General features: G+C 41.7%; 23 protein-coding genes and 1 pseudogene. 10 read left to right on the forward strand and 14 right to left on the reverse strand.

The window, feature by feature from the left end; genetic code table 11:
• Both F0227_RS00005 and F0227_RS00010 read left to right on the forward strand, forming a co-directional pair.
• Positions 1-126, forward strand: a pseudogene (locus F0227_RS00005) (transketolase); the annotation flags it as partial.
• A gap of 194 nt (positions 127-320) precedes the next feature.
• Complete coding sequence (locus F0227_RS00010; RefSeq protein WP_171751095.1) at positions 321-1,439, forward strand: GGDEF domain-containing protein; 1,119 nt, start codon at positions 321-323, stop codon at positions 1,437-1,439.
• Between the two features lie 15 nt (positions 1,440-1,454).
• Here F0227_RS00010 and F0227_RS00015 read toward each other — a convergent pair whose 3' ends face one another.
• Positions 1,455-2,153 carry an aspartate/glutamate racemase family protein gene (locus F0227_RS00015; protein ID WP_171751096.1) on the reverse strand — a complete coding sequence of 233 codons (699 nt, stop codon included), beginning with the start codon at positions 2,151-2,153 and terminating at the stop codon, positions 1,455-1,457.
• Positions 2,154-2,398: 245 nt separating this feature from the next.
• Between F0227_RS00015 and F0227_RS00020 the strand changes: the two genes are divergently transcribed.
• Positions 2,399-3,085, forward strand: a complete 687-nt coding sequence (locus tag F0227_RS00020; protein WP_171751097.1) for an HAD family phosphatase — start codon at positions 2,399-2,401, stop codon at positions 3,083-3,085.
• 8 nt (positions 3,086-3,093) lie between these two features.
• On the opposite strand, the gene F0227_RS00025 is transcribed toward F0227_RS00020, so the two are convergent.
• From F0227_RS00025 to F0227_RS00055, 7 genes are all read right to left on the reverse strand, one after another.
• The gene (locus tag F0227_RS00025) at positions 3,094-3,750 is read right to left on the reverse strand and encodes an SH3 domain-containing protein (protein WP_171751098.1); all 657 of its coding nucleotides are present in this window, start codon (positions 3,748-3,750) and stop codon (positions 3,094-3,096) included.
• A 199-nt stretch (positions 3,751-3,949) separates the two neighbouring features.
• Positions 3,950-4,825: an L-ribulose-5-phosphate 3-epimerase gene (locus F0227_RS00030; protein ID WP_171751099.1), complete on the reverse strand. Its 876-nt coding sequence runs from the start codon at positions 4,823-4,825 to the stop codon at positions 3,950-3,952.
• A gap of 10 nt (positions 4,826-4,835) precedes the next feature.
• Positions 4,836-5,480, reverse strand: a complete 645-nt coding sequence (locus F0227_RS00035; RefSeq protein ID WP_171751100.1) for a 3-keto-L-gulonate-6-phosphate decarboxylase UlaD — start codon at positions 5,478-5,480, stop codon at positions 4,836-4,838.
• On the reverse strand, positions 5,473-6,306 hold the full coding sequence (locus tag F0227_RS00040) for a Cof-type HAD-IIB family hydrolase (RefSeq protein WP_171751101.1): 834 nt from the start codon (positions 6,304-6,306) through the stop codon (positions 5,473-5,475). The genes F0227_RS00035 and F0227_RS00040 overlap by 8 nt, the downstream gene beginning before the upstream one ends.
• 9 nt (positions 6,307-6,315) lie before the next feature.
• Positions 6,316-7,008, reverse strand: coding sequence for an L-ribulose-5-phosphate 4-epimerase (locus F0227_RS00045; RefSeq protein ID WP_171751102.1), 693 nt, complete (start codon positions 7,006-7,008; stop codon positions 6,316-6,318).
• Positions 7,009-7,165: 157 nt separating this feature from the next.
• A complete protein-coding gene (locus tag F0227_RS00050) occupies positions 7,166-7,630 on the reverse strand; it encodes a PTS sugar transporter subunit IIA (protein WP_171751103.1) in 465 nt (154 codons plus the stop codon).
• A gap of 66 nt (positions 7,631-7,696) precedes the next feature.
• A complete protein-coding gene (locus tag F0227_RS00055) occupies positions 7,697-9,460 on the reverse strand; it encodes a PTS ascorbate-specific subunit IIBC (RefSeq protein ID WP_171751104.1) in 1,764 nt (587 codons plus the stop codon).
• Positions 9,461-9,843: 383 nt separating this feature from the next.
• Here F0227_RS00055 and ulaR point away from each other — a divergent pair, with 383 nt between their 5' ends.
• The 4 genes from ulaR to F0227_RS00075 all read left to right on the forward strand — a co-directional run bounded on the left by ulaR (position 9,844) and on the right by F0227_RS00075 (position 14,420).
• Positions 9,844-10,599, forward strand: a complete 756-nt coding sequence (ulaR, locus tag F0227_RS00060) for an HTH-type transcriptional regulator UlaR (RefSeq protein WP_171751105.1) — start codon at positions 9,844-9,846, stop codon at positions 10,597-10,599.
• A gap of 21 nt (positions 10,600-10,620) precedes the next feature.
• Entirely contained in the window at positions 10,621-11,688 is a 1,068-nt protein-coding gene (ulaG, locus tag F0227_RS00065; protein WP_171751106.1) for an L-ascorbate 6-phosphate lactonase, read from the forward strand.
• Between the two features lie 182 nt (positions 11,689-11,870).
• Entirely contained in the window at positions 11,871-12,839 is a 969-nt protein-coding gene (locus F0227_RS00070) for an alpha/beta hydrolase (RefSeq protein WP_171751107.1), read from the forward strand.
• Positions 12,840-13,064: 225 nt separating this feature from the next.
• Entirely contained in the window at positions 13,065-14,420 is a 1,356-nt protein-coding gene (locus F0227_RS00075) for a ferric reductase-like transmembrane domain-containing protein (protein ID WP_216613284.1), read from the forward strand.
• A 98-nt stretch (positions 14,421-14,518) separates the two neighbouring features.
• Here the strand turns inward: F0227_RS00075 and F0227_RS00080 are convergent, their stop codons facing one another.
• The 3 genes from F0227_RS00080 to F0227_RS21880 form a co-directional block, all read right to left on the reverse strand.
• Entirely contained in the window at positions 14,519-14,656 is a 138-nt protein-coding gene (locus F0227_RS00080; RefSeq protein ID WP_171751108.1) for a FeoB-associated Cys-rich membrane protein, read from the reverse strand.
• A 12-nt stretch (positions 14,657-14,668) separates the two neighbouring features.
• Positions 14,669-16,672, reverse strand: coding sequence for a ferrous iron transporter B (locus tag F0227_RS00085; protein WP_171751109.1), 2,004 nt, complete (start codon positions 16,670-16,672; stop codon positions 14,669-14,671).
• 63 nt (positions 16,673-16,735) lie between these two features.
• Positions 16,736-17,041, reverse strand: a complete 306-nt coding sequence (locus tag F0227_RS21880) for a FeoA family protein (protein WP_317918637.1) — start codon at positions 17,039-17,041, stop codon at positions 16,736-16,738.
• A gap of 682 nt (positions 17,042-17,723) precedes the next feature.
• Between F0227_RS21880 and F0227_RS00095 the strand changes: the two genes are divergently transcribed.
• Both F0227_RS00095 and yidZ read left to right on the forward strand, forming a co-directional pair.
• Positions 17,724-18,917, forward strand: coding sequence for an MFS transporter (locus tag F0227_RS00095; RefSeq protein ID WP_171751110.1), 1,194 nt, complete (start codon positions 17,724-17,726; stop codon positions 18,915-18,917).
• Complete coding sequence (gene yidZ, locus F0227_RS00100; protein ID WP_171751111.1) at positions 18,892-19,851, forward strand: HTH-type transcriptional regulator YidZ; 960 nt, start codon at positions 18,892-18,894, stop codon at positions 19,849-19,851. Before F0227_RS00095 ends, yidZ begins: the two co-directional genes overlap by 26 nt.
• Before the next feature lie 143 nt (positions 19,852-19,994).
• Here the strand turns inward: yidZ and F0227_RS00105 are convergent, their stop codons facing one another.
• The gene (locus F0227_RS00105) at positions 19,995-20,480 is read right to left on the reverse strand and encodes a VOC family protein (protein ID WP_171751112.1); all 486 of its coding nucleotides are present in this window, start codon (positions 20,478-20,480) and stop codon (positions 19,995-19,997) included.
• A 410-nt stretch (positions 20,481-20,890) separates the two neighbouring features.
• On the opposite strand from F0227_RS00105, the gene F0227_RS00110 reads away from it, so the two are divergent.
• The gene (locus F0227_RS00110) at positions 20,891-21,451 is read left to right on the forward strand and encodes a manganese efflux pump MntP family protein (protein ID WP_171751113.1); all 561 of its coding nucleotides are present in this window, start codon (positions 20,891-20,893) and stop codon (positions 21,449-21,451) included.
• A gap of 112 nt (positions 21,452-21,563) precedes the next feature.
• Here F0227_RS00110 and F0227_RS00115 read toward each other — a convergent pair whose 3' ends face one another.
• Both F0227_RS00115 and F0227_RS00120 read right to left on the reverse strand, forming a co-directional pair.
• Complete coding sequence (locus tag F0227_RS00115; protein WP_171751114.1) at positions 21,564-21,815, reverse strand: DUF2999 family protein; 252 nt, start codon at positions 21,813-21,815, stop codon at positions 21,564-21,566.
• An 88-nt stretch (positions 21,816-21,903) separates the two neighbouring features.
• A complete protein-coding gene (locus F0227_RS00120; protein ID WP_171751115.1) occupies positions 21,904-22,347 on the reverse strand; it encodes a YtoQ family protein in 444 nt (147 codons plus the stop codon).
• Positions 22,348-22,354: the final 7 nt, after the last annotated feature.

Here is a 22,354-nt window from a genome sequence, read left to right on the forward strand (position 1 = left end):
GGTTTTGACGGCCGCATCATCGGTATGACAACCTTTGGTGAGTCAGCTCCGGCAGGCGAACTCTTTAAGATGTTCGGCTTTACCGTAGAAAACGTTGTCGATACAGCGAAAGAGCTACTGGCTTAATCCATCACCTTTCAGTGCTTCTTTGAGCACTGACATGAATACTGTAAAAACCGGAGATCTTAGGATTTCCGGTTTTTTATGCACCTCGTTATTTGGGTCTTTCTCCCACACTATCTAATCAAATAACTCATTTTATTGTCATATTTGATAATACCAGCTACTTTTTATATGCAACTACGTAGAGGCTATAAAAAATGCAACAAGTTCACCAATCATTATCCGAACAGATGAGAATGGGCGATCATGAGATCGAACGTCGTAAAATATTGTTAGAACTCGATCAAAGTGACTTTGACCGACTAGAATCTTGTCTGCATTGGGTAGAGCCCATTATCGACCCTATGGTGGCGCAGTTTTATACCCTACAAACTGAAATACCGGAAATTGCCCTGATAATCGGTGACAAAGATACCTTAGCGAATTTGCACAATAGTATGTGTAAATACGTTAAAGAGTTGTTTATGGGAGACTACGGGCGAGACTACGTCAATAAACGACTAAGGATCGGAAAAATTCACCAACGGATAGGGGTAAGCCCTAAGCTATATCTATCTGCCGTTAGCCAGCTACAAAGAGTCATCGAAGATCATATTGAAGAAAATAGCGACGATGCAAAACAGGTGATCATCTCACTACGAAAACTGTTTTATTTCGATAATCAGTTAGTGTTTGATACCTATATCTCTGCTTTGCAAGGCGTAGTCGAGTCAACAAATACGCAGCTAGAGCAGTACGCATCCAACCTAGAGAAGAACATCGCCGAACGAACAGAGGCGTTGGTTCAGCTCTCCATGCGCGACCCATTGACGAAACTGTTCAATCAACGGGCCTTCTATCAAGACTTAGAAAAGGCGGTTGCTACAAGTCAACGCAGTCAAGCTCACGTCACCGTACTCTATATCGATCTCAACCACTTTAAAGCCGTCAATGACGAATTTGGTCACCTTGCAGGAGATGACGTACTGATTGCCTTTGCCGAGGCCTGCAACCAAGTATTGCGTAAATCAGAGTCTGCTGCCCGGTACGGTGGCGATGAATTTTGTATCATCATGCAAAATACCAAAATTGAACACGCCCGTAATCTTTGTGAACGTCTGAGTACAAAATTCAGCGAGTTAGTAAAGCACGATGTTACTTTAAGTATTGGCGGTGCGTCGTGTTATCCCGGCATAGAGCGTTCCATTGACGAACTGATGCACGCCGCAGATATACAAATGTACCAAGCAAAAGAACTGGCTCACAAATCGAGTACTCATCAATTTAGCTTTGAAGCAAGACTTGATGATGAGGATAATGTCACCAAGCTTGCATAATGTTTTCACTCACCTTTAGCTATTCGTAACCGCTAATTCTACAGCTGAGTTAGCGTGAATAGCGGTAGTATCATACAGCGGGACGCTTGTATGTTGCTGCTGAACAAGCAGTGCAATTTCCGTACAGCCGAGGATGACCGCTTCGGCACCTTGCTGTTTTAATCGGTCAATAATCTCGATATAGCGGACTCTCGATGCATCCTTGATCTCACCTCTGCACAGTTCCTGATAAATAATGGTATGAACTGTTTTCCGATCTGCTTGTTCGGGGACAACCACATCAATGCCAAATTTTTCCGTCAGCCGTCCTTTATAAAATGACTGTTCCATAGTAAAGCTAGTGCCTAACAACCCGACTTTTTTTACCCCATCATCCAACAGTTTTTGTGCCGTTGCATCTGCGATATGCAGTATAGGGACCGAAATCTCCTGTTCAATCTTGGAGGCAACTTTGTGCATGGTGTTAGTGCATATGAGAATAAAGTCGGCCCCTCCTTTCTCTACTGATATCGCGGCATCGGTAAGTATCTTTGCTGTTTCATCCCAATTGCCTTGATGTTGCAACTTCTCAATTTCATCAAAGTTCACACTGTACATGCAGATTTTTGCCGAGTTCAAACCACCAAGTTGTTCCTTCACCCCTTCGTTGATCGCTTTGTAATAGCTCAGTGTCGATTCCCAAGACATTCCGCCAATTAACCCAATGGTTTTCATGGTAACTACTCCTGTTTTTCCAATTACGTTATCAGTTCTCAACAAGAAATGTTTGTACGATCTTGCCAAATTTCATTAATTTTAAGCTTGATACGGTATGTCATATGTAAAAATTTCTGACTATATCTCGTTCTAATTACGCTTATTTTAGTATTATCTACCGGATAAAATAATAAAGATTAAACTACAACGTCATGAGTTTTGCTTTCAACAAGTAAGACCAATAAATATAAAACTAGGTGATTATGATTAAAGCAATACTGTTCGATATGGATGGGTTAGTGTTTGATACAGAATCAATCAACAAAACCTGTTGGCAACAAGCCGCCCTCCAACAAGATTTACTGTTAGATGATGCCTACTATCAAACCTTTATCGGTGTTAGAGATACAGAGTGCGAGCAGAAACTGATAAATACCTTTCAGGAAAAGTTTGATTTAAACCGCTTTCGAAAAGACAAACAGAACTACTACAGCCAATACCAAGACAGCAAAGTGGAATTTAAGGATGGTTTTCATAAACTGTTCGACTGCCTTAAGCGCCACCAGCTCAAATGTGCATTAGTGACATCCTCACCTTTATCAGCAGTGGAGCATTACTTCTCAGAGAGTCCGTACTTAAAACAGTTTGATGCCGTTATTACCTCAGAAGACGTAAACCAAGGAAAACCGAACCCTGAATGTTATAAGCTAGCTTGCAAGAAAATAGCGGTTCAGGCTAAACATTGTTTGGTGCTTGAAGATTCAAATAATGGCATGAAAGCGGGATTAGAGGCGGGTTGTTTAGCGGCTATTATTCCTGATTTGGCTCCTCCAAGTGAAGAGATCTCTAGACAGGCCAATTTTATTTTTGAATCTTTAAATGATGTTATTTCACTCATTGATGCAACGTGCATAGAAGCACCTATCACGTTACATCATGCGCATGCATAGCAATTCAGTTACGGAGTAAAGGTCTCACCAGACTCTACATTCAGGTAGACCTTATCTTCTCTATCCGTGCCGCCACAGTAGATGAAATAGACAGGCTCAAGGTTAAAAGTAACGGACCGCACCCAGCCTCCCACTAACTCAAAATCTTCAAATGTGCACTGACCCGATTTAATAAGCTTTTCAGCCCCTTGAATAAAACTCTCTTCATACTCTTTTAGGTCATCTGATCTTTTGATCAAAGCCATCATTGTTTTACGACGTTCTATTGGGGTGATCATGGGTTTGTCATGTGATAAATAATCTCTATTCACCCAATCTGCAACATCATTACCGCTTTTATGAACTTCATAATCGGAGAAACGCACCCAATCTCCTTTCACTTCTAGCGCGGTTAACTGATCCCCTTTTCGTAACATGCCACGAACAGCGGAGCCTCTCCTTGGATAAGAGCGAACGTTTAAGCGGTCCGAGATAACATAGTAGTCGACATTTGGCTCTATGACAGGAGCAGGAACGGCAGCAGATTCCATCGGCTCAGCCTCCTCTTCCATCACTTCTTCAACCATCTCTTCCTCTTGATTCATCATAAAGAAATAGTAATACGCACCACCCCCAGCCGCAGCCAGCACGAGCAATATAACGATGATGATAACTATTTTTTTCATAGATAACCTTGCGTAGTAAAGGAAGCGTCTCTAGGCCAAAAGTATAGCCAATTATTATATCGGCAGTATAGTCACTACCTTTAACACCCATACAACATCAAATATCAAGACAAAAAAAACCGCTCACGGTCAGGTGAACGGTTTGACTCACTTAGGGGGAATGAAGCGAGTTTTTAGTATTACAGTAAAATAGACACCGTTAGAACAAGGTCGGTAACTCTGCGGCTTCACACGCTTGATTCAAACGTTGCTGCGCTAGCTTTATGTTCTTTTCCCAATGTTCATCTTGTGCCCACATTTCAATAACCAAAGGCACCACTATTTCATGACGTTTGAAGGTCTTAAAAATGGCATCAAAATCCACTTGCCCTTCCCCTATCACTAAGTCTCGAAACTGGCCTTTATAACCCTCTTTCACTTTATAAGTATCTTTAAGGTGAATTTGAGTAATTCTTGGCGCACTCAGCGCAAGTTCCGTACAGGTATCGTAATTCCAACCATTAATATTACCCACATCAGGATAAGCGGTAAAAAACGGCGAATTTACTTGACGGTTTAACACTTCAAACTTGCTTAACGAGTTAAGGTAATCAGTATCCATAATTTCAACCGACAACATGACACCCGCTTTTTCAGCAAGCTTAGCGCAATAGCGCATGCCTTCTATAAAGCGCTGATGAGTGGCTTCATTGGCAGGCTCATAATACACATCGTAACCGGCTAATTGAATGTTTCGAATACCTAACTTATACGCAAGGGCAATCGCCTTCTCCATATGGATGGCTGCTTGCTCACGTATTGCAACATCAGCAGAGCCAAATGGAAATTTGCGATGAGCACTAAGGCACATAGACTGAAGCGGTAGTGCATGGGTTTCGCAGAGATGACGAAGTGCATAAATCTCTTCATCACTCCAATCTAGACGTTGACGTCTCTCATCAGACTCATCAACAGATATCTCCAAGAAGTCAAAACCAAGCTCCTTGGCTTTGACGATTTTTTCCTGCCATGACAGTTCATTCGGTAAGGCTTTTTCATATAACCCTACGCGGTGACGTTCCAGGTTTCTATACATGCCGTTTTCCTTACCAGTAACGGTTTATCTGAGCGCGAAGTGCTTCTGCTGTTTCTTTACCTTTATCACCCGCTAGTGCACGACCTGCGATGAAGGTTTTCGCTTTAATGCCTTCAAATAGGTAAATCTCTTCTGGCACAATACCGCCAGTAATAGACAGTTCAATACCCAAATCAGACAGGGCGCGCATTTTAACTAGATCCGCTTCTGTCCAACCAATACCAGCTAGTTCAGCATCGCGTGAACGGTGGTAAATCGCCTGCTTAATTCCTAGGTCGACCCACGCTTTAGCATCTTCCATTGTCCAGTTGCCATAAATCTCAATTTGAATCTCACCATCAAATTCGTCAGCCACTTTTTTACACACTTCAATCGTTGCAATATGAGCCGCTGCAGAAACAGTGATCCAATCGGCTCCAGCTTCGAATGCCATTTTCGCTAAAATTGCACCGCCGTCAGTAGTCTTCATATCACATACTAAAATGTGCTCTGGGTGATTTTTACGCAGAGTTTGAACTGACTTCATCCCTTCTGCGAATGCCAAGATAGTGCCTACCTCGATAACATCTACAAAGCTTTCTACGTTATTTGCTACTTCTATTGCACTGTCCAAGTTTGTTTGGTCAAGCGCGATTTGAATCATTGGTTTAGTCATTTTTAATTCCTCTGAATTTGTCACGAATAAGGTGGGCTAATCCACCTTGGTTGTTATCTGATTGACACACCATGTCAGCAGCCGCTTTTACTGTTTGATCAGCATTGTTCATTGCGACACCAAGCCCTGCCAGTTGAATCATGGAAATATCATTGTGATTGTCTCCAACCGCCACTACCTGTTCTGCTTGGTAGCCATGTTGTTGAAGATATTGTTGTAAGCGACTTCCTTTGCTATTGCCTTTGCTAGCAAAATCGACGCGGTTAGACCACGAGCGCTCTCCTGAAAAATTGTCTTGTACAAAAGGTAATTTCTGTAACTTCTCAATTGAAGAAGGCTCTCCTTCAATAACAAATTTCCAGACATACTCGGCACTTTCTATATGGTCAGAGAATGAACGGATTTGTCGAATATCCGGTCTATTTGACGGTTCAAATGTCTGTGACCATTTTTCTAGCGCCGTCATGTACTCAATAGGCTGCTCAGTTGAATAGAGCATGCTATCGGTGACATACAGCACAAGTTTCATTTGATAATGCAGCGCAAGATCCAAGAACGTTTTTGCCGTCTCTTTACTTAATGCGTTTTCTGACAATACCTTTTGCTCTGCATAGTCATATACATAAGTGCCGTTACAGCAGATAATCGGCGTATCAAGCCCAAGCAAATCATAATAAGGCTTAGCCGCAGTATGATGTCGACCCGTCACCACAACGACATGATAGTCATTGCTGACCTGCTTTATCGCATCCACCACATCAGGGTGAACACCATGCTGGTCATTAAGTACGGTTCCATCTAGATCGAGAGCCAGAACTTGATACATATTGCTTTCCTACTTCTGTCCGTAATAAGCATTAGCACCGTGTTTACGGTTATAGTGCTTATCTGACAGCTCTGGTTGAATAGTGACACCGCTGTTTAGGGCACGAGTTGCCAACGCCATGGCAGAAACTTCTTCGAGCACGACAGCATTGTGAACGGCATCTTTACCGCTTTTTCCCCAAGAGAAAGGGGCATGCCCTGAAACGATAACACTCGGCACAGCTTGCGCATCCAGCTTACGACGCGCAAATTCTTGTACTATCACTAAGCCGGTATTTTTCTCGTACTCGCCTTCTATCTCTTCAGGTGTCAAATTGCGCGTGCAAGGAATGTCCCCGTAGAAATAGTCAGCGTGGGTTGTCCCTAAAGCAGGCACATCCAATCCCGCTTGTGCCCAAATTGTCGCACTGCGCGAATGAGTATGAACAACGCCCCCAACATTTGGGAACGCCTTGTATAATTCGATGTGAGTATCGGTATCACTTGAAGGGTTCATGCTTCCCTCGACACGATTGCCATCTAAATCAACAACAACAATGTCGTCTACCTTCATGTCGTCATATTCAACACCTGAAGGCTTTATCGCAATTACGCCAAGTTCACGGTCAATTTCTGACACGTTACCCCAAGTAAATGTTACCAATCCGTACTTAGGAAGCTGTAGATTTGCATCCAGTACGCGTTGTTTAAGTGCTTGATACATAACCTTTATTAAACCTTTTTACTTTATTTAGGTTGCAGCGATTCACCGGATGGCCGAGGTGGGCTCCAGATATGCTATAACCTACTTATTCACTATTTCTACAGCTAGGCTGTAGAACGAAATAAGAGAGCGTGATAACCACGCTCTCTTATAAAACTTACTCTGCTAACGCAGCATCAATAACATCGTAGACATCTTGCGCGGTGTTACATGCTAATAATTTATCAATATCAACACCCGTTTCGCTATCTTCGTCATCTAGGACTTGAGTTACTTCCATCAAGCCTTCCATATGTTCGTCAGAAGAACTACCGGCAAGAGTAACCATGACTCTCACTTGCTCACCTTCGATATCAATTGGTGTTGCCAACGTCACTAGTGCAAAAGCAGTGCGGTTCACACCATCTTCTGGACGAGCGTGTGGCATAGCGAAATCTGGGGCAATACAAATGTATGGGCCGAGTTTTTCAATGCTAGCAACAATCGCTTTGTAGTAGCTTGGTTCAACGGCACCCGATTTCTCCAACATATCTGTACCAACTTTGATCGCTTCACGCCAGTCGCTCGCTTCTACGTTCAGTTGGATAGATTGATTATCGATAAGTGATTGTTTGAAACCCATGGTTTTATCTCCTGTAAACGGTTACCAGCAAACTAACTGGTAACCGAACTTTTCTTTTTAGTAATGTTATTTCTGTGTAGCGAAGTTTTGGTCAATGATGGCAAGCAGTTCATCACCGAATGAATTAGGGTTAAGCATATTCTGTACACCTAGAACGAATTTGCCTTCACCTACTTCCATCTCGCTTGATAAGTGCTTAGATGACACAATGATATCTGTTGATGCTAACTTCGACTTATAGTCAGATACCGCACAAGAGTCCATGACATGTGGAATGCCTTTCTTCTCTAGGTATTTGCCTATTTTCATCTTCATCATCATTGAAGAACCTTGACCGTTACCGCATACCGCTAAGATACTTACCGGACGTACACCGTCTGATACTTGAATCGCTTGTTGAACAGCTTCAACAACTTCTGGCTCTTCTGCATTTAGGTTCATTTCACCTTCTGCATCTTCTTCAGCACGTAGCTGCTTAGAAGCGAAGTACATGTACACGCCTGCTAGTGCAACAAGTGCCCAGAAGAACGCTTTAGAAGCAGATAGACCAGCAAAGATTGGTGGGAATACTAGAGCCCAGTCAGCCATACCCATCCAGCCACTAAACTCAACGCCTTGACCCATGAAGATATCAATTGCCCAAGCTGAACCAACAACTTCGATGATACCCATTACGAAACAGATCTTCATAACTGCTTTCCAGCCACCAAAGTGGTTAGCGAAAACACCTATTGTTGCGTTAGAGAAGAACATTGGAATAAAGCCAGGGATGATCATGATTGGTGCATCAAGAGCCAGCATAGCAAGTACTGCTGTGAACTGGCCAATTGCGCCCCACATGAAACCAAATACCATTGCGTTTGGAGAGAATGCGTAGATTGCCGCACAGTCAATCGCTAGAACCGCGTTTGGAATAACACGCTCTGAGATACCTTTAAAGGCTTCAGATAGTTCAGCAACGAACATACGTACACCGGCAACGATAACTTGAATCGCTACAGCGAACTTAAGACCCGTTTCTAGAATGTAGATAAACCAGTTCGTTTTACCCGCCATCTCTTGAAGGTTATCAAGACCAAATGAAAGCAAGATGATGCCAAAGAACACTGTCATTACGATAGCTGTTGCAGCAATGCTATCGTGGAAGATATGAAGCCACTTAGGCAGTTCAATATGGTCTACACTATCGTTTTTGTCACCCAATTTTGGTGCAATTTTAGTTGCAATCCAAGAAGCAACCTGCTGTTGGTGACCGATAGAGAAACCCGCTCCGCCTGTAACAGCTTCAGTAGGTTTAAACATAATATTGGCAGAAATACCCCAATATAGCGCCATCAACACCGCAGAGTAGATGATGGTTTCCCACATTGAAGCACCAAGAATAAAGTAAAATACCGCAACTAGACCCGCTTGTTGGAACATGATGTGTCCCGTAAGCATGATAGTACGAATACCAGTGAAACGGCGGAATAGAACCAATAGAATGTTGATACCTAGAGCCAATAGAACCGCGTAACCAACCCATGAATAGTTGTCACCCATGTTCTCCATGGTTGCCATCATTGTTGTATACGGGTCAATAACTGAACCTGTTAGGCCGTGGAATTCTGAAAGTTTTTCAATAACAGGTTTGAATCCTTTAACCAAGGTACCGGCACCAACCTGTACAAGCATAAAACCAACGATGGTTTTAATTGTGCCTTTAATAATTGTTGTTGCGTCGCGTTTTAATAGCCAGTAACCAATACATGTTACTAAACCTAATAGCAACGGCGCCTTTGTCATTACCTGACTGTAAAAAATATAGAATACGTCGTATAAGAACTCCATATTTTTACCCCTTCTAATATTTGTTTTGTAGGACAAAGCTAAATTACGCATTATCTGATAAATTAGCTCAAGATTGTTTTGCTCACGTCACTAAACATAACAATCACAAATAATCATTCAATGCTCATCTATGATTATTTTGATTTAAATCAATAGTGCTCATGATCACTAGGTAGAAGTGCCAAATTGATCAATAAAATGAACCAAAAACAATCACAACTATATAAATCAATAACTTACATGGAATAAGTGACCTATTTCAAACTTTGACACCTATTTCCTTTGACATGATTAGTGGTGATAACTAGAATCATAACAAGTCAATAGTAATCACGGCGTAATCATTTGATACTTGGCTAATGATAAAATAATTGGTAACCGATATGAACGAAGTACAACGACACAGCAATATTCTTGCGTTACTTGACGAAGAACATTCCATCAAGGTCAGCACTATTATTGAGACTTTTAATGTTTCGCCGGCAACGGCAAGACGTGACATCTCTAAGCTTGATGAACTGGGTAAGTTAAGGAAAGTAAGAAACGGTGCAGAAAGATTAGAGAGCATAAAGAAAATATGGTCTCCCCTTAATGTCGACAATACTGAGCATTATCGCGAAAAAGCAAATATCGCAGCCGCTGCTGCTAATTTGTGCGATCGAGGTGACAGCATCGTAATCAACTGTGGTTCTACAGCATTTATGTTGGGGCAAGAGTTGTGTGGCGAAGACATCAAGATCATTACTAACTATTTTCCATTAGCAAGCTATCTCATTGAACGTGATCATGAGTGTGTAATCATCACTGGTGGTCAATATAACAAATCTAAAAATATCTTCTTAAGTCCCACACCTGAGCTTTCAGGAACGTATGCTGGACACTGGATGTTTACCAGTGGTAAAGGCCTAACCGAACAAGGTCTCTATAAAACAGATATGCTCACAGCGGTCGCTGAACAACAGATGTTGGAACAAGTTGGTAAATTGGTTGTAGTCGTAGACAGCTCAAAAGTTGGACAACGTTCGGGAATGCTTTTCTGTCCCTCAACCAAAATAGATTTTGTCGTCACAGGTAAAGATGCCGATCCAGACGTAGTTTCAGCACTACGCGCGAAGGGCATCGAAGTCATTCTAGTTTAATGAATCAATAGGTAATTAAAGATGAGCAAAGTAAGCGAAATCACACGTGAATCATGGATTTTAAATACGTTCCCTGAGTGGGGCACCTGGTTAAACGAAGAGATCGAAAAAACCGTTGTACAACCAAACACATTCTCTATGTGGTGGCTGGGTTGTACCGGTGTTTGGCTTAAAACTGAAGGCAACACTAACATTTCTATGGATTTTTGGTGTGGTACTGGTAAAAAAACACAGAAAAACGCACTAATGAAAAACCAGCACCAAATGATGCGTATGGGCGGTGTTAGAGAGCTTCAACCAAACCTTCGTACCGCTATTTTCCCAATGGACCCATTTGCAATCAAAGAGATTGATGCAGTTCTTGCGTCGCATGATCACGCTGATCACATTGATGTAAACGTAGCAGCAGCAGTACTTCAAAACTGTGGTGACCATGTTAAGTTCATCGGTCCTAAAGCATGTGTTGATCTTTGGATGGGCTGGGGTGTTCCTGAAGACCGTTGTATTGTTGCTAAAGTAGGTGACGAAATCCAAGTAGGTGACGCGCTCATTAAAGTTCTAGACTCGTTCGACCGTACTGCGCTGGTTACTCTACCTGAAGGCACTTCTTCTTACGATAAAGCCATCCTAGATGGCATGGATGACCGTGCAGTTAACTACCTAATTGAGACGACAGGTGGTTCAATGTATCACTCAGGTGACTCTCACTACTCTAACTACTATGCTAAGCATGGTAACGATCATAAAATCGATGTAGCACTTCTATCATTTGGTGAGAACCCACGCGGTGTAACTGACAAGATGGGTGCTTCTGATATTCTACGTGCTGGTGAAGCATTAGATTGTGAAGTGGTTATGCCTTTCCACCATGATATCTGGGCTAACTTCCAAAATGATCCTCGTGAAATCGAAGTACTTTGGAACATGAAGAAAGATAGACTGCAGTACAAATTTGCTCCTTTCTTCTGGCAAGTAGGGGGTAAATATACTTACCCAACAGATAAAGGCCGCATGTACTATCAACACTTCCGTGGTTTCCAAGATATTTACACTGACGAACCAGAGCTGCCATACAAAGCGTTCCTATAATCGGTTTGTATTGACAAAATCCATGATAAAACCTTGCTCCGGCAAGGTTTTTTTTGCTCATCAACAACCAAGCGATAAGACCACCAGAATCACCTCATATCAAACCCCAACAAACTGTTACAAAAACAACCCCCCTAGATCAACCGTCCCTAGTAGTATGGAAGTAAAAAAGGACTCACCATATGAGCACAATGTTAACTTTTTTATTATCAGGGATGATTTTACTGGTCATTTTTCTCTACTCAATCACCCCCGTATCAATAGTGTTTCAATGTCTGGTTAGCGCACAGCGAAGCTGTGCTAATCTCAAGCTGAAACGAATAAAAGTCGATGGGTTAGAGATAGAATATCTTCGTGGGGGAAGCGGTCCTGCACTAGTATTACTGCACGGTTTTGCAGCCAATAAAGACTACTGGAATCGCGTGTCAGGCCACCTCGTTAATGACTTTGATGTCATCGCAATTGATTTACCCGGCTTTGGCAATAGCACAAAAGATATAGAGCTAGACTACGATATTCACTCACAAGTCGATAGGTTAAAAAGAATCACCGACACCCTAAATTTAACAGAGTTTAACCTTGCTGGCAGCTCCATGGGCGGATACATCGCTGGCAACTATGCCGCTCAGTACCCAGATACAGTCACTCACTTATGGCTTATCAGTCCACTTGGCATTAGAAACTCAATAGCCAGTGACATGTTTGCCGCAATTAAGAAAAGTTTAAAGCCCATTCTTTTACCGCAGACAAAGGACGATTTTTTGCAACTGTTTAACTTTCTGTTCATTAAACCTCCTTTTATCCCTTCTCCCATCATTAACCATCTCGCCATTGATGCGAAGAAAAACGCTGAGTTAAATAACAAGATCTTCAAGCAAATAATTCGAGTAAAGAATGGGGAACCAGATCCCGACCAACCACTTGATAAGGTTTTAATTAACTACAGTGGTCCGGTATTAATATCGTGGGGTGACACCGACAGAGTATTGCATGTTTCTGGCGCTTCAGTTTTAAAGCAAGCCATTCCACATGCGAAACTAGAAATCAGCCAAAACGTAGGTCATTTGCCAATGGTAGAAATCCCACTGGTTACCGCTAAATCCTTTCTATCGTTTGCTAAGCAACCCTTAATTGCCCATGACGAACGGTGACGCTACTCCACATCGTCCATAACATGATACTTAAAACAGTCACCCTTTTATCCGCGCAACGACCGTTTGTTGTGCGAATGACTTTTAACGCTTTTGTACCATTCGTAAATTGGTGTAAAGAAAGATAAATATAGGTAAAGTGACTCCTCATTGGTCAGCAGATCGTTATTATTCAATTCATAAACCTTATGAATACTATGGATAAACCAACGTCCGGTGACAACTATGCCCACTCTTTCTATACGCAATATCACTATTATTACTAGCCTGTTTTGGCTTCCCTCACTCGCTTATGCTCTGCTCACTTCTGACGGAGCAATGACAGATTTCTTCTTCTGGCGTCATCAGTTAATCATGCTGTCCGGAATGCTAGCTTTAGTGTATATGAGCTTAGCGGTTGTTCTCGCGGCTCGTTTTCAATGGCTAGAAAATATCGTTAATGGCTTGGACAAAAGCTATGCGCTGCACAAAAACCTTGGTATAGGTTCAATTATCACGCTTGTAGCCCATTGGGCGATGGTAAAAAGTGCCCACTGGCTCATTGATTCTGGTGCCATCGCAATGCCACAGAGAGGGCCTCGACCTGAGCAGATAGGTATCGACTGGCGGGGAATTGCAGAAGGTGTTGGTGATGTTTCCTTCAAGCTATTTCTACTGTTTAGTATTATTAGTCTTGTGCAAAGCATCAGTTACAAAAAATTCCGATTTGTTCATAAAATTGGTGGCGTATTGATGCTAGCTGGCGTTTTTCACTCCATGTTGTTGATGGATTGGAACTTCGCCACACTGCCGATGAACACCATCATTACCCTATTTTGTCTAGCGGGCACATACTGCTCAGTATTGTCATTGACAGGGAAAATTGGCCGTAGCAACCAAGCTAGTGGTGAAGTCACACAAGTTGATTCATTAACGACAGATGGAAAAAGAGCCGATACCATTCGCTTCTCTATTACTTTGTCTAAACCCATTCGTTACAAAGAAGGTCAGTTTGCGTACTTAAACTTCCATGATGGCGAATCCCCTCACCCATTCTCAATTTTAAACTATAACGCGGCAGAGAATATGGTGGAGTTTGGTGTAAAAGATTTAGGTGATTACACCCATAAATTAGTTCAAACATTGCAGGCTGGACAGCGGGTAACGGTAGAAGGTGGTTATGGTTACTTCCAAATCCCCGAAGATCAGCAACAGATCTGGGTTGGTGCAGGTATTGGCATCGTGCCGTTTATTTCTCGGCTTTACTGGTTAGCGCATAAAGCAAAACACCAACCCGTTAACATAGAAAAAATTCACCTATTTTACTGTGTTAACTCTCGTAAAGAGGCCTATTTTGAAAAAGAGATTACGAACGTGATTGGTAACTTACTTAACAAGCTTGATATTGTTGAGTTAGAGATAGTTGACGCCGAGAAGGGGCAACTGCTTGACGCACAGCAAGTGCTGCAAAAAACTCAAGGACAAGCATACAATGTGAGCTTCTGCGGCCCTCGCCCATTTGCAACATCGCTTAAGTCTGATCTTGTGGCATCAGGATTAAATGAAAACAACTTCCACTCTGAACTGTTTAAAATGCGTTAGTCGCTAAGCAGAAACGAAACTGTCAAAAGGCACCGTTAACTATATATGTAACGGTGCCTTTATTATTTGGCTATTACTCTCGTTCTGTCTGTCAGCTATTATTTTTTGGCCGATTTACAACCTGCACTATTAGCACAACCGACACACTTTACCCCCTTGCGCTTCTCCGAAACAATTTTAGAGACCGCAAGCACCAGAATAAGTAAAATAACAAGAGACACAATTATATTCGCCATCACACGTACTCCTTATGAAGAAACTAAGCCCAACAACTCTTCTTCTTTTCTTGCACCTTTCCTAACTAAATGCATTAGAATTCCAAACAGTATTAAAGTCACACCTAGGCCATAAACAAAGCCTTGACCTACAGCACCTGTCGTCAGGTATGTCCCCACTTGATAGGTCATGAAAGCGGCGACGTAACCTACTCCAAACTGGAATGCGACTCCACCAAGTAACCATTTCTTATTCTCCAGTTCCGCATTCATAGCGCCTATTGCTGCAAAGCATGGAGGAGTGAAAAGATTAAAGACGAGATAAGCAAAGGCAGCAACTGAAGATAGCCCCATAATACTCGCGACATCGGTACTGCCAGAGACCAGTGCTAACTCTTCAGTATCAATGAAGTTGGTAATGCCATAAACAACCGCTAACGTACCAACCACATTTTCTTTGGCAATGAAGCCAGTGATAGCCGCTGCCGCCAATTGCCATGCACCAAAACCTAGCGGTATTAATGCAAATGCGAATGGAGAGGCAAGTCCTGCCAAAATACTTGTGTGTTCAGCTCCTTCTGCAACCACTTCAAACTGCCAATTAAAGGTCTGCATGATTTGGACTACCGCGTTACACAACAAGATGATCGTACCCGCTTTGATGATAAAGGCTTTTGCTCTTGATAAAGTGGTAAAGACTGCACGACGAACACTAGGGAAACGATATTCAGGTAGCTCTAGAATAAAGAATGCTCTGGTACTTTTTTCTCCGGTGATTCTTACAATTAACAGTGCACCAAGAATAATTAGACCGATACCGGCGAAATACATGCTGGTTCCAACCCATGCTGCATCTTGAAAAAAGACACCTGCAAACAGGGCAATAACCGGCAATTTAGCACCACAAGGCATAAATGGCGTTAACATCGCGGTGGTTCTACGCTGTCTTTCATTTTGAATCGTTCTTGTGGCCATGATGCCTGGAATTGCACAACCAGTACCAATAACCATTGGAATAATGGACTTTCCAGACAAACCAACCTTCTTAAAGAAGCGATCCATAATGACGGCTACTCGAGCCATATAACCACTATCTTCAAGCAGTGCAAGCAAGAAGAAAAGCACCATAATTAATGGAAGGAATCCGATTACAGCACCGACACCACCAATAATACCGTCTAACAATAAGGCACTAAGTAGGGGAGAAACGTCATCACCTAGCACGCCTTCAACTGCTGCATAAATCTCATCTATCCAGCCAACAAGTGTATCCGCTAAAATTGGGCCGATATGCGTTTGAGATAAAGAAAATACACACCACATGACGAGAGCAAATATTGGTAATCCTAGCCATTTGTCAGCCAATACTTTGTCGACTTTGTCTTGAGTTGTTTGTGTTGCACTTACTACCTGTCGCTTTTCAATTTTTTGAACCAAACTTTTTACAAAATCAAAGCGTTGTTTATCGAGCTCTTGTAATGATGCCGCATCTTTCAGTTTGGTATTGTCAGCATCAAACGGGGCACTTTGTGTTTGTCCTTTTAGCCCAATAGCTTGTTCGATCAGTGTCTCTAGTCCGTTATCACTGCTTTTAATCGAAACGGTCTCGACGACAGGACACCCTAACTGTTCACTTAATTGACGAGTGTCTAGTTCCGTTTTTCTTTTCTCAGTTAAATCACTTTTATTTAAAGCGACAATAACGGGAATACCGAGCTCTAGTAATTGAGTGGTAAAGAACAGGCTACGGTTTAAATTGCTGGCATCAACGATGTTTAAAATAACATCAGGATTTTCATTTCTAATGAAATCTCGTGTAATTGTCTCTTCAGAAGTAAACGGTGACATTGAATAAGCACCGGGGAGATCAACCGCAATAATGTCACTATCTGTATGACTAATTGTTTGTTTAATTAGCCCCTCTTTCTTACTAATAGTTACGCCAGCCCAGTTGCCAACACGTTCTATTTTTCCCGTGATAGCATTAAAGAGCGATGTTTTCCCACTATTGGGATTACCTGCCAATGCAATTCTCAAAGCCTTATCCTCACAAAAATTTTAATCCAGCTAGCTATCGCTAACTCATCTATTTCTCATTAATTAAACCAGTATGACCATTTTCGCTAAATCTACATCGATACTGTATCGGGCGTCTTTAATGCTAATTACATAAGTGTCTGATAAGACAGATATAAGTGTAATCGACTCCCCTTTAAAACAGCCTAAAGTAAAAAGAAATTTCACTATTTCTTCGTTATCTTGAATTACGTTTTTTATTTCGTATTCTTTATTAACCTCAGCATGAGATAGAGTTTTGACGTTGCGATATTCAGTTTTATCTGTTTCTTTTTCTTGAAAAAAAGTAACGAATCTCTGCGGTAATAGGTTAGCAATGATATTGTTCACAACCCTTTCTCCAAATATATCGATATAGTTATAATTTTATTGCTTCAATGCTGACTCTGCTGGGCCAATAATAGAAATCTAAATAACAATGGTTTTCATTTGCATGCGTAAAATAAGTGAAAGCAGTTTATTACACAATAGCCCTCACTAGCATTATGGCTATTTAGTTAAATAACTATGCAAGTTGATTGATTTAAATCAATTTTTCGGTAAGAGTTCTTGCTGCTTAAACAGCTATATTAGGACAGGCACCTTACTTACGCATGCAAATAGAAAGCTCTGCGCCCACGACAAAAGACAACACAACACAACACAACACAACACAACAACCATATTTTGCCTTTCATCGAAACACCCCTATTTCAAATCGCTGTAATAGCTGCACTCATTAAGTTATATAGATAGAGAGCAACATGATTGCGGTAATTTTCGAAGTTCAAAGCCTGACCAATGAGGATAAGAGTCGCAGGGATAATAAAAGATTTTGGCATGGATGATCGCGCTAAAGCACCAAAAGACAGTACCAATATCCATGGTTAAGATAGCGCTAACAGCAGAACGTCCTTTAGCTAGCAACGTCTGGACAAATCATTGTCGCCAATGGAAATACTCGTTGTCGTAACACTCACTCGCTAGTTTGATCGGCTGCCATTACTATCTCGTCATCATTTGCGAGGTATTTATGTCACGATTTATTCTTTGTAGCTTTGCGCTCGTTCTTCTCTATCCAACCGCCATCGACCTTTATTTAGTTGGTTTACCGCAAATTTCAGCCGATCTTAACGCGACAGAATCACAACTGCATATCGCGTTTTCTATCTATCTAGCCGGAATGGCGACAACCATGTTGATAGCCGGAAACATTGCCGATTCAATTGGAAGAAAACCAGTAGCGATTTTAGGAGCGATGATTTTCATTGCTGCTTCATTACTCGCTGGTAACGCGCAACACAGTTCATGGTTCCTCTTTGCGCGGTTCATTCAAGGTGTTGGTGCAGGTTCATGTTATGTCGTGGCATTTGCCATATTACGAGATACATTAAGCGAGACTCAGCGTGCAAAAGTGCTCACTATGATTAATGGAATTACTTGTATAGTTCCCGTACTCGCGCCAGTTCTCGGTTACTTAATTATGTTGCGGTACCCTTGGCAAAGCTTGTTTACCACAATGGCTATTATGGGCTTCATGGTACTACTTTTAATGGTACTGCTATTGAAGGAGAGCAAACCTCACTTTCCAAGTTTAACAACGCAGCAAAGCAGCCATCTATCAGCCGAAACCTTTGCTGAAAGATTTTTTGTCAGTCGCTTAATCATCACTTCACTTGGTGTCACCACTATCTTAACCTACGTCAACACCTCTCCCTTAATCATCATGGGAGAAATGGGTTTCGACAGACAAGGTTATTCCATCATTATGGCACTGACTGCGCTAGTCAGCATGATAACCTCTTTTTCTGCACCTTTTGTTCTTTCTAGGTTAAAACAGAATACCTTAATGGTAACCGCACAATGTCTATTTGCTTTTGCTGCCGTCATTCTATTTCTCACCCAGCAGCTACATCTTGCTAACCCATTATATTTTTTAGGCTTTGCTTCAATATGTGCTGGGTTTTCCATTAGTTTTGGCGTCTCTATGAGCCAAGCACTCGGGCCGTTTTCTCGTCGTGCTGGTGTGGCAAGTTCCTTATTAGCTATCGCACAGATCGCTTGTTCAGCATTCTATATCTGGATAATGGGGATACTTGCGGTAAGCGCATTCAACATGCTAATTTTTATCCTAATATCCGGTAGCGTAATTAGTTTCGCTTTACTACTATTACTGCCCCAACCTTCTCACAGTGAGCAGCATGAAAAAATCATTAGCCCGTCTTGACTTAAATCTGTTGTATATTCTTAAACTGCTGTCACAAGAGCTTAGCGTGTCAAAAACAGCGCGCAAACTCAATGTCACCCCTTCCAGTGTCAGCAAGTCTCTCAGTAAATTACGAGATTGGTTTGATGACCCCTTATTTGTCAAAACACCGAAAGGGTTAATGCCCACACCGCTGACATTAAGCATGGATCAACAGCTGTCTGACTGGCTTCAAATAAGTAATCAGATTTTGGATACCCACAGTGACGATTATCCAAGTGACATTCAGTTTGATCTCGCGGTGGAGTCGCCACTATTAATTACCATGCTTAGTGAACTTATATTGCAAATACAACAGCGTTATCAGGGAGCCAAAGTAAAAACACGTAATTGGGATTACGACTCCTTGGAGGCGATTATCCGAGGAGAAGCGGATATAGGCTTTACAGGACGAGAAAGTCACCCTCGTTCAAAAGAGTCTTTAGATCTTTTACCCTATTTTATTGATTACGAAGTGATATTTACTGATTTACCCATGGTTTATCTACGAAATGACCACCCAGCATTACAAGAGGAGTGGAATCTAGAGACGTTTCTAAAATACCCTCATATCAGCATTGTGTGGGAAAAAAGTGAGCTATGGGCGTTGGACGAAGTGCTCAGTGAAATGGGAGTCACACGCAATAACACCTTAACAATGTCGAGCTTTGAGCAATCGCTATTTATGGCTAACCAACCTGGTCTGAATATGATCACAACCGCGCCACAATATTGTCAGCGTTATACCAAACAGATCCATCCTGACTTGATCTGCTTACCGATACCGGTAGATAAAGCCTCACGAGATAAACTGTTGATTCCCTTCACCATGATTTGGCATAAACGAAATGCCCACAACCCTAAAATCATGTGGCTTAAGGAAGCGATAAAATCACTCTATTCTCAACCTCATTAACTCTGCCATTGTGCCTGCATGCACCAACAACCGTAATAAAACTGATGCAAGAAGAAAAGCCACTCTATATCAACTTGTTGATATAAAAAGAAAAAAATTGACGTTAAAGCCAATCTTTTCTCAATACTTAACTGTCTGTAACATTACTCGTATTCAGACGAGTAGGTCTCTTCATAAGTATGCGAATAAAGTTCAAACAAGTTACCAAACGGGTCTTCTAGATAGACCATTTTAGCTGGTTTGTTATCATCTTCTGGATGATAGCGCATAATATCCATTCTCACTTTACCGCCAAATTTCTCAGTTCTTTCTATCGCACCGGCAAAGTCATCGGTTTGAAGACAAAAATGGAAGATACCGAGTCTTGAGAAATCAACCACATGTCTCTCATCACGCTGTTTCATTTCAAATAGTTCAACACCAATTCCGTCAGTGGTCACTAGGTGTGCAATATTAAACCCCTTGAAGCCTTCTCCAAAGACAGCGACGCACATTCTACCAATTGCTGTTTCGCGTTCTTCTTCAACCTTGGTATTTCCCATCACAACTTTTAGGCCCAGCGCATTGGTATAAAACTCTACCGCTTTATCCATGTTGCCAACCATTATACCTACGTGATTCATTTTCATACTATATTCCCAAATTAGGTGACTAAATAATCTCATCTCAGAAATTTCAGCCTGTCAGTTGGTGCCTTTGGCACCAAACTGTTTAAAATCAAAGCAATAAAATCTTTATTGAATGACGATCTTGGCTTTACTATCCCTGACTGAGGTTAACTGCTGTTTTGTTGGAATCAGTATATGAGCATCTGTACATTATGAAAAATTATCATTAATTATGATTATAATAAATTTATGCTATCAAAAAATAGTTTAAAACTGTCTCTCTGCTAATATCAAACAATAGTTTGATCATCGAGTTTGTTATAAAAACACAACTTTGCTAGACTCGCCGACTCTATAAATTAGCAGTCCATTCATGTCACGGCTTAAAGGCTCAATACTCATATCAACTCAAACTTCTCAGTAGGAACTAAATGAACATCTTCGCTTTAATCGTCCTTGCTTTTGCAATGTCTACAGACGCTTTTGCAGCCGCAATAGGTAAAGGGGTCAAAATCAAAAGTCCCCGTTTTATTGACGCGTTAAAGCTAGGAGTTATTTTCGGTATTGTAGAAGCGACAACCCCCGTTATCGGCTGGCTAATAGGCAGATCCGCATCTCATCTTATTGAAGCATGGGATCACTGGATAGCTCTTATCTTATTAACAGGTTTAGGCGTTCACATGATCTACCAGAGCCTAAAGCCAAGCGAAGATGAGGCTGCCCCCACGAAGAAAATGTCATTAGCGTTAGTTGTATTAACCGCTCTTGGAACCAGCACTGATGCAATGGCAGTTGGTGTTAGTTTGGCATTTATAGAGGTGAATATTGTTTTGGCAGCGGGCTTAATTGGAGCAGCGACGTTTACCATGGTCACTATCGGAATTATGTTGGGAAGTGCCCTTGGCTCACTTATTGGTAGGCGAGCAGAAACGTTTGGTGGAATAGTGCTTATTGGCGTTGGGTTATGGATCTTCTATAGCCATGTATCCTAACATCGTGCCTGTAATGTGTGGTTGAAAAAAGATCATAACGACACCACTAAAGTAACCTCTAGATACACTCCCTAAGGGCGAGTTATATCAGTTATGATCTTCTATCATCAAACTACTTTTGCAGTTGCTCTTTTGCCGCTTCAACTTTTGAAAAGTCTAGCCCAAGTTCGTTAACCGCTTCTTTAATTAATGCAGGGTTTTGCATTACTTGCCCCATTAAAAGCTGGAGTTTATCTTGAGGTAAACCGAGTTGACCAATTGTTGCCATCGCCGCTAAAGGGTTTTGTGTCAACACTTCAAAAAGCTCGCTGATCTGCTTGTCACTAATATTATTCTCTTTCAGTATCTCAAGAATCGGATTCATTACACTACCTATTAAACATCAATCAAAATAAAACGATATTCTAACATCTTCAACAAAAGGGCACAGCCTTCTTCTAAAAGGTTATCTATTACTGGTCAGACACAGTATAAGCCAAAATATCGACAATCTGCTGAGGCGTTGTCGCCCAACCTTGAGCGGATGCGTCTACCTCTTTAAGAGGGTGAATGATGCTTTCATCATGCAATGTAATATAGGGCTTACCTAATGCAGCGCAGTAACCGGCATCAAATGCAGCGTTCCATTGCTTGTACTGATTGCCAAAACGAATCACTGCCAGATCACAAGACTTAATCGCTTTTTGAATACGAATCGCGTTCACCTTCGCCGATTTATGATCTCGCCAATACTGTTGAGACTCTTCACCTAAACCATCGCCTGCCGCATCACTTGACTCATGAACCGTATTTGCTGAGGTGAAGTCAATATCTAGCCCTTTCTCTTTACAGCCAGTAATAATCTGCTCACGCCAATCGGTATGAATTTCACCCGACAAGTACACATTAAATTTCATATTTATC

It is taken from the genome of Vibrio sp. 99-8-1 (assembly GCF_013114595.1).
Lineage (GTDB): Bacteria > Pseudomonadota > Gammaproteobacteria > Enterobacterales > Vibrionaceae > Vibrio.

Bases quoted from the DNA above. Each gene is read 5' to 3' on its own strand.
- F0227_RS00050 (WP_171751103.1), bottom strand. From the start codon at position 7,630: ATGGGTTTCAAACAATCACTTATCGATAATCAATCTATCCAACTGAAC.
- F0227_RS00105 (WP_171751112.1), bottom strand. From the start codon at position 20,480: ATGAAAATGAATCACGTAGGTATAATGGTTGGCAACATGGATAAAGCG.
- F0227_RS00075 (WP_216613284.1), top strand. From the start codon at position 13,065: ATGCCCACTCTTTCTATACGCAATATCACTATTATTACTAGCCTGTTT.
- F0227_RS00020 (WP_171751097.1), top strand. From the start codon at position 2,399: ATGATTAAAGCAATACTGTTCGATATGGATGGGTTAGTGTTTGATACA.
- F0227_RS00120 (WP_171751115.1), bottom strand. From the start codon at position 22,347: ATGAAATTTAATGTGTACTTGTCGGGTGAAATTCATACCGATTGGCGT.
- yidZ (WP_171751111.1), top strand. From the start codon at position 18,892: ATGAAAAAATCATTAGCCCGTCTTGACTTAAATCTGTTGTATATTCTT.
- F0227_RS00040 (WP_171751101.1), bottom strand. From the start codon at position 6,306: ATGTATCAAGTTCTGGCTCTCGATCTAGATGGAACCGTACTTAATGAC.
- F0227_RS00110 (WP_171751113.1), top strand. From the start codon at position 20,891: ATGAACATCTTCGCTTTAATCGTCCTTGCTTTTGCAATGTCTACAGAC.
- F0227_RS00095 (WP_171751110.1), top strand. From the start codon at position 17,724: ATGTCACGATTTATTCTTTGTAGCTTTGCGCTCGTTCTTCTCTATCCA.
- F0227_RS00025 (WP_171751098.1), bottom strand. From the start codon at position 3,750: ATGAAAAAAATAGTTATCATCATCGTTATATTGCTCGTGCTGGCTGCG.
- F0227_RS00010 (WP_171751095.1), top strand. From the start codon at position 321: ATGCAACAAGTTCACCAATCATTATCCGAACAGATGAGAATGGGCGAT.
- ulaR (WP_171751105.1), top strand. From the start codon at position 9,844: ATGAACGAAGTACAACGACACAGCAATATTCTTGCGTTACTTGACGAA.
- F0227_RS00035 (WP_171751100.1), bottom strand. From the start codon at position 5,480: ATGACTAAACCAATGATTCAAATCGCGCTTGACCAAACAAACTTGGAC.
- F0227_RS00015 (WP_171751096.1), bottom strand. From the start codon at position 2,153: ATGAAAACCATTGGGTTAATTGGCGGAATGTCTTGGGAATCGACACTG.
- F0227_RS00055 (WP_171751104.1), bottom strand. From the start codon at position 9,460: ATGGAGTTCTTATACGACGTATTCTATATTTTTTACAGTCAGGTAATG.
- ulaG (WP_171751106.1), top strand. From the start codon at position 10,621: ATGAGCAAAGTAAGCGAAATCACACGTGAATCATGGATTTTAAATACG.
- F0227_RS00080 (WP_171751108.1), bottom strand. From the start codon at position 14,656: ATGGCGAATATAATTGTGTCTCTTGTTATTTTACTTATTCTGGTGCTT.
- F0227_RS00045 (WP_171751102.1), bottom strand. From the start codon at position 7,008: ATGTATCAAGCACTTAAACAACGCGTACTGGATGCAAATCTACAGCTT.
- F0227_RS00030 (WP_171751099.1), bottom strand. From the start codon at position 4,825: ATGTATAGAAACCTGGAACGTCACCGCGTAGGGTTATATGAAAAAGCC.
- F0227_RS00070 (WP_171751107.1), top strand. From the start codon at position 11,871: ATGAGCACAATGTTAACTTTTTTATTATCAGGGATGATTTTACTGGTC.
- F0227_RS00115 (WP_171751114.1), bottom strand. From the start codon at position 21,815: ATGAATCCGATTCTTGAGATACTGAAAGAGAATAATATTAGTGACAAG.